Genomic DNA, 4,883 nt, shown 5'->3' with positions numbered 1-4,883 from the left:
GGGGCAAATGCAGACCGACGGTTTGAATCAGACATCTGCCGACCAATTTTACTTGCTTGCCAAATAAGGATTCCTATTTGCTAAGGATGGCTTCTCCGCGCCACGCCTTATCGCGACAAAACCCGCTGAATTCCAGTGACCGCTTTCGAGCGATGAGTTCGAAGGGCGGACTGACGCCGCCCGACCCTTTGCCGTCTCTCGTGTTCGCTCCCGATATGTCTGCAACGGGGGTGGAAGCGGCCGTTGGCCCTGGCGATCAATCGTTCTGATCTGGCAACTTGGAAGCCGGCCCGAACCTCATCGCCATACTCGATATACACGCCCTGTTTGCGGTCCCTCCACGCTCCGCACATACGCCAGTGCGACACGCGTCGCCGGCACCGACTCGAAGCCTGGAAAGAACGGCCCATAGACGGCCTTTGATTCCGTCAACATGGTCGGGCTTACGGCGTTGATGCGCACACCGCGAGGCAATTCGATGGCCGCCGCCCGCACGAAGCCTTCGACCGATGCGTTGACGGCGGTCGCGTTGGCTCCCTGACGAATAGGCTCTTCGGCGACGATGCCCGTGGTCAGCGTAATTGAGCCGCCGTCGCGCAGCACGTGCTGGCCTAGCAGAGCGACTCGCACTTGGCCGAGCAGCTTGTCCTGCAAGCCGATGTTGAAATCAGCTGGCCGCATTGTCGCGAGAGGCCCGAAGAACAGGCTGCCGGTCGTCGAAACGATCGCGTCCACCGGGCCGATGGACTTGAACATTGCCTCCACGCTGTCGTCGCGCGTGATGTCCACGCGGTACTCGCCGTGCTCGCGACCCGCGCGAACCACCTCATGCCGTTCGGCCAACGCTGCAACCACTGCACTGCCCACGGTACCGCTCGCGCCAATCAGCAAAACCTTCATGTCCATCTCCTTTTTAAAAAAACTGGATGGAAGGATTATTTTGCGAATTATCCATGTGATAAATGGGCGTATCGTTTACGTATTCGAAATCAAAGGTTAGCAATATGGACAAACTGCGCGCCATGGAAGTGTTCGTGGCCACGATCGACGCGGGCAGCTTTGCGGCGGCAGCCACGGCACTCGATCTCTCGGCGGTGATGGTTGGCAAGCATATCCACGCGCTCGAAGCGCAGTTGGGCGCGAGACTGATCGAGCGCACGACGCGGCGGCATCGACTCACCGAAATTGGCGCGGCCTACCTCGAGCGATGTCGTGACGTGCTGGCCAGCGTGCACACCGCTGACGGCGTTGCCGACGCCTTGCGCGCGGTGCCGCAAGGCACGCTCAGGGTCACGGCTCCCGTGTCTTTTGGTGCCCATCGGCTCACGCCGGTGATCGGTGACTACATTGCTGCACACACGCAAGTGAATGTGGATTTGAGCCTGAACGATCGCGTGGTCGATCTCGCGGAAGAAGGCTTTGACTGCGGGGTGCGCATGAGCCGCACGCTCGACGACAGGCTGATTGCACGTCCGCTTGCCACGTCTCGCATGTTTGCTGTGGCAAGTCCTGGCTGGGTCGCACGCCACGGTATGCCGACACATCCGTCGGAACTTGAAGCGTACCCACTGCTCAATTTTTCAGCTTGGGGACCGAAACACGTCTGGCGCTTCACGCGAGGAGACGATGTAGTACATGTGCCGGTGCGTGGGCGATTCAGCACCAACAATGGCCAGGCGCTGCTGAGTGCCGCCATGGCGGGCGTCGGCGTGATCATGCAGGCGGACGCACTGCTTGCACCAGCTATCGCTGTAGGTCACGTAGTGCCCCTGCTGCCCGATTGGGAACTCCCCACGCGAGCGGTCCACATCGTCCGATTGCCCGAAGCCCGGCCTAGCGCCAAGCTGCGCAGTTTCCTCGACTTCGTGGTGGCGCGACTGGGTTAGTGGCTGTCCACGCTCCGATAGGCCATTCACTTTAGCGCGAGGCCCCCCTTCGTCTCGCGCTGGTGGTGCTTATTGGCAGCGTCAGGCCGCCACCGCCGAAGAATTCGCGACTGCCGCATCACTCGTTCGGGCCGATGTTGACCCCATGTCCGATTTCAGGTCCTTAGCAAAAGTTGAGGGCGGCCCCGTCAATGCCCGCTCCCGGCCGATTCTGTTGAAAAAGTCGGCGGCGATGCGGAATGTTAGGTATCCTGGAAGGCATCAAACGACGGGAGTTAATCGTCATGATGGGTCGACTGGATAGCGGACAGGACAAGCTTTTCTACTCGTTCAACCTCGACCACCACGTCCCGCAATCACACCTGCTGAGAGGCATCGATCGCTTTCTTGATCTGCGAGATCTGCGCCAGCACCTCGCACCGTTCTACAGCCCAATGGGTCGTCCATCGATTGACCCGGAACTCATGATTCGCATGTTGATCGTGGGTTACTGCTTTGGCGTCCGGTCCGAACGACGTCTATGCGAAGAGGTGCATCTGAACCTTGCATACCGGTGGTTCTGCCGCCTCGGTCTGGAGGACGTCGTACCGGAACACTCGACGTTCTCAAAGAACCGTCACGGGCGCTTTCGCGATAGCGATCTGTTGCGTCACGTGCTCGAATCTGTGCTGAGTCGCTGCATGGGCCGAAGGGCTCGTCAAAGGTGAGGGATTCGCGATTGATGCAAGCATCATCAAGGCAGACGCGAGTCCTGCGAATGGCGTGTTGGGAGCAGAGCCTATCGACTGGAGACGTGCCGACGGCCAGAGCCGCGCTGTGCGGGAATACCTTGAGGCACTGGAGCAAACCAATCCGGTGGAAGCAGATGCGTCTGAGCCAGCAGCGTCTTTGACGCCTCCAAAGAAGATATCCCTGACCGATCCTGCCGCACGATGGACGGCCGCTCCAGGCGGCCCTGCGTTCTTTGCCTACTCGACGAATTATCTGATTGACCTGCAGGCAGGGATCATTATGGACGTTGAGGCGACGCCGGCGAATCGGTCACAGGAAGTCGAATCAACCAGAACAATGATTGACCGTGTAGAACGTCAATGGGACCTGACGCCCCGCAAGCTGGTAGGTGACACCGCATACGGCACAGCAGCGCTGCTTGGCTGGATGGTTGAAGGGAAACACATCGAGCCGCACGTCTCGGTCTGGGATAAAACAACGCGCAAGGACAATACGTTCTCCCGTAGTGAATTCATCTGGAATGAACAGGCCAACGAGTATCGATGCCCTGCAGGGAACGCGCTACGCAGCGACTGGCGTCCACTGAAAAATCCACGCACGCACATCACGAAAGCCGACACCATCGTGTATCGATCGAGTGAAAAGAACTGCAGCCATTGTTCAATGAAGAATCAATGCTGTCCGAATATGGCGTTTCGCAAAATCACGCGCAGCATCCATGAAGCCGCCCGCGATGAAGCGAGGCGCATCGCGACAACCCCAGAATACAAGCAGTCTCGCCGGCAGCGAAAGAAAGTGGAAATGCTCTTCGCTCATCTCAAGCGCATCCTGAAGCTGGATCGCCTGCGACTGCGCGGCCAAACGGTGCGCATGATGAGTTCCTGATGGCAGCAACCGCCCAAAATCTGCGAAGAATGGCCAAGTGGCTCATGCCAGCAAGCACGCAGATGAATCAGGCAGCTACATGACCAGCAACGGGGATCGCTGCCTGGTTCAAGTTCGCCACTTCGCTAAGCGCCACAACTCGAAAACGTGTCGCCAACTTCTGCGCCCTCAACCAAAACACGAGTTTTTCAACAGGATCGGCCATCTACGGCCACTCGATCCGGCACCGTGACGGATTTAGGACGTCCGGTCTATATTCGATAACGGACGCGACTGAGGCGATAAGGCTCGTCGCATCCCTGGCGCAAGCAGTTGCACCTTGCTCGCGGGCCGCGTTACTATTCCGGTTCCCTCGCATATTCGACAGGAGCGCATCAGAGTGAACAAGTAAATGCCGAGATGCCTTCGCATCTTGCCCCTCGCTGACTAGCACGAGAGTCGCATTGCTTTTCCGCTCTGGTGACCCCGCTCGACCCTGCACCCGATCTACGGGGTGTTACGGCCGGTTGTCGCAGGGCATTCGCTTGCGGTTCACGTGTCTACGGGCAGTTTTCCAAATCACTTGAAGGAAAACACGATGCCTGCCTCGCAGACTGACAATCTTGATATTTTCAACCATAATCGCGGCGCTTGGGACCGGCTGGCAGCGCAACAATGCGAATGGTCGCAACCAGTTAATTCTGAGGTAATTTCGGCCGCGCGCCGTGGCGACTGGAAAGTCCATCTTACTCCCCGAGCATTGCCTGACGACTGGCTGCCTGAAATCCAAGCCCAACGCATTCTCTGCCTTGCCTCAGCGGGTGGCCAGCAAGCGCCACTCTTAGCCGCAGCCGGTGCTGAAGTGACCGTATTCGATGCCTCCGCTCTGCAGTTAGAGCAGGATGAGATGGTGGCGCGTCGGGATGGCCTCGCGCTTAAGGTCGTACAGGGTGACATGCGAGACCTATCGGAATTCGCGGATGCATCTTTCGACTGCATCTTCCAACCGATTTCTAACTTATATGTGCCTGATGTACGCCCAGTGTGGGAAGAGTGTTTCAGAGTACTGCGCCATGGAGGTAGGCTACTAAGTAGCTTTTACAATCCGGTCGTGTTCATCAGCGATCGTGCTCCGCAATTCGCGGCACAGGGGTTAATCCGACCACGGTTCAGGCTTCCGTACTCGGATGTACGCGACCTCACTCCCACGGAACTGACTGAGAAGCAAGTAAGGGGTGAAGCTTCGGTTTTCGGTCATACCTTGAGCGAGCAAATCGGAGGGCGTTGTCAAGTTGGCGGCTGGAAGTCAACTATTCGGCACACGCGTAGTTATCCTTATCAGATAACTGTCTCGATTGCGGCAGAGACAGTCCAATCATGCCATGTTCCGAGGCGTTCTTT

4 protein-coding genes and 1 pseudogene are annotated in these 4,883 nt (G+C 58.0%); 3 read left to right on the top strand and 2 right to left on the bottom strand.

The window, feature by feature from the left end; genetic code table 11:
- Window positions 1–297: 297 nt before the first annotated feature.
- A complete protein-coding gene (locus ABQJ48_RS37380) occupies window positions 298–900 on the bottom strand; it encodes a short chain dehydrogenase (protein ID WP_367842878.1) in 603 nt (200 codons plus the stop codon).
- A 104-nt stretch (window positions 901–1,004) separates the two neighbouring features.
- On the opposite strand from ABQJ48_RS37380, the gene ABQJ48_RS37375 reads away from it, so the two are divergent.
- Both ABQJ48_RS37375 and ABQJ48_RS37370 read left to right on the top strand, forming a co-directional pair.
- Window positions 1,005–1,886 (top strand): LysR family transcriptional regulator, encoded by an 882-nt coding sequence (locus ABQJ48_RS37375; RefSeq protein ID WP_367842877.1) that lies wholly within the window; start codon window positions 1,005–1,007, stop codon window positions 1,884–1,886.
- A gap of 284 nt (window positions 1,887–2,170) precedes the next feature.
- Window positions 2,171–3,586, top strand: a pseudogene (locus ABQJ48_RS37370) (IS1182 family transposase).
- Here the strand turns inward: ABQJ48_RS37370 and ABQJ48_RS37365 are convergent.
- Window positions 3,571–3,708: a hypothetical protein gene (locus ABQJ48_RS37365; protein ID WP_367842879.1), complete on the bottom strand. Its 138-nt coding sequence runs from the start codon at window positions 3,706–3,708 to the stop codon at window positions 3,571–3,573. The pseudogene ABQJ48_RS37370 and the gene ABQJ48_RS37365 sit on opposite strands and share 16 nt — an antisense overlap.
- 372 nt (window positions 3,709–4,080) lie before the next feature.
- Here ABQJ48_RS37365 and ABQJ48_RS37360 point away from each other — a divergent pair.
- On the top strand, window positions 4,081–4,883 hold an 803-nt coding region (locus ABQJ48_RS37360; protein WP_367842876.1), incomplete at its 3' end, for a class I SAM-dependent methyltransferase.

It is taken from the genome of Paraburkholderia suaedae, from assembly GCF_040812055.1.
Taxonomy (GTDB): Bacteria; Pseudomonadota; Gammaproteobacteria; order Burkholderiales; family Burkholderiaceae; genus Paraburkholderia.
This window is presented reverse-complemented; position numbering and strand designations above follow the sequence as displayed.

Excerpts from the sequence above, each read along its gene's own strand:
- ABQJ48_RS37380 (WP_367842878.1), bottom strand. The coding sequence starts at position 900 with ATGAAGGTTTTGCTGATTGGCGCGAGCGGTACCGTGGGCAGTGCAGTG.
- ABQJ48_RS37375 (WP_367842877.1), top strand. The coding sequence starts at position 1,005 with ATGGACAAACTGCGCGCCATGGAAGTGTTCGTGGCCACGATCGACGCG.
- ABQJ48_RS37365 (WP_367842879.1), bottom strand. The coding sequence starts at position 3,708 with ATGGCCGATCCTGTTGAAAAACTCGTGTTTTGGTTGAGGGCGCAGAAG.